General features: G+C 71.1%; 1 protein-coding gene and 2 pseudogenes. 2 read left to right on the top strand and 1 reads right to left on the bottom strand.

The window, feature by feature from the left end; translation table 11 throughout:
* Positions 1-180, top strand: a pseudogene (locus tag M6444_RS19700) (argininosuccinate lyase); the annotation flags it as partial.
* A 188-nt stretch (positions 181-368) separates the two neighbouring features.
* Complete coding sequence (locus tag M6444_RS19695; protein ID WP_298331343.1) at positions 369-1,088, top strand: hypothetical protein; 720 nt, start codon at positions 369-371, stop codon at positions 1,086-1,088.
* 89 nt (positions 1,089-1,177) lie between these two features.
* Here M6444_RS19695 and M6444_RS19690 read toward each other — a convergent pair.
* Positions 1,178-1,504, bottom strand: a pseudogene (locus tag M6444_RS19690) (RNA polymerase subunit sigma-24); the annotation flags it as partial.

Genomic DNA, 1,504 nt, shown 5'->3' with positions numbered 1-1,504 from the left:
GATCTGGCGGCCGTGTCGCCGCAGCTGACCCCGGCCGTGCGTCAGGTGCTGTCGGTGCCGGGAGCACTGGCCTCCCGCGCGGCCAAGGGCGGCACGGCACCGGATCGCGTCCGCGAACAACTGGGCTCGGTGCGCGAGCGCGTCAACGCGGCCCGCACCTGGCTCGCCGCTGACGAATGATCATGTTCGCGCGGGGAATCGCTGCTTCGGTGAGGTGGGCGACCAGTCGGCAGCATCGGCCGCGGAGTGTGAAACGGCGATACTGGACAGCGCCGCGTCCAGCGGTAGCGTCGGGACTGTCGGCGCCGTCACCGCGGTGCGCCCGCCCGGCGGGCGCGCGCCGGCCGTCCTAGCCGAAGGAGCCGATCATGGCGCACAGTTCTCGAACGATCGACCCGGGCGACCCGCAGGACGAACGGGTCGCCGGCCTGTCGCTCGCCGCGGCGTACACCTGGGCCTACCTACCGCTCGTGCTCGATGACGAAGGGCGCGCCAAAGATCAGCCCGCGGTGTTCAACGGACGGCTGTGGCCGTTGCGAGCCGACGCCCACCCGACGTCGTCGATGGCGGACGACCTCGCCGAACTCGTGACTGCGGGACTGCTGTGCCGGTACTCCGTGGACGGTCGTGATTACGTGCACGTGCCGGACTGGAAGCAGCGGCAGAAGGTCGACCGGCCGTCGCGCTCGACTCTGCCGCGCTGCCCCCATCACGATTCTGCGCTGGACGACATCGCGGCCACGCTCGGGCGGGTACCCGAGCAGCTCGGCTCGGCATTCGGCAGTGCGGCGGGCCGCATCGACACCGCTCGCCTCGGTGCCGCGTTCGCTCGGGTGGTCGAAGACGTCACGTTCCCCATCGACCCGGCCAAGGCGGCGAGTTACGGCCAGCGCATCCGCGAGTATCTGGCCGGTGAGGTGACACCGCAGCCCGGTGGTGCGACGTCGCCGTCGCCTGACACGACAGCCGCCGACACGGGGGCGGACGACGTCACGGTCGAACGGCACTCGCCGCCGGACACCGATGCCTGGCGCACGGCCACCGACGATCTCTCCGACGGCGACTCGAAGCCGGACCGGCCGTACTGACCGGCTTGGCCGGCGGGGAGTGGGCAGGGACTCAGCAGGGACTCAGCAGGGACTCGGCCCCTGCGCGGCACGGCCAGAACCATGAGGTGCTAGGCCGACGACGCGTGCTGCGCACACGATGCGGCGCGTGCGAGCAGCAAGTCACGTTCGCGGCTGTTGCGGGTCAGCGACGCCGCATGCTCGAATTCCGCCTGTGCTTCGTCGTGCCGCTGGAGCTTGACGAGCAGGTCGCCGCGGACGCTGGGCAGCAGGTGGTAGTTCTTCAACGCGGGCTCTGAGCCGAGCGCGTCGACCAGTTCGAGTGCCGGCACCGGGCCGTAGGCCATGCCGACCGCGACGGCGCGGTTGAGCTCGACCACCGGCGACGGGGTCACCTGCGACAACGCGGTATACAGCGCGGCGATCCGCGCCCAGTC

This window comes from Haloactinopolyspora sp., from assembly GCF_027324685.1.
In the GTDB taxonomy this organism is placed as follows: Bacteria; Actinomycetota; Actinomycetes; order Jiangellales; family Jiangellaceae; genus Haloactinopolyspora.
This window is presented reverse-complemented; position numbering and strand designations above follow the sequence as displayed.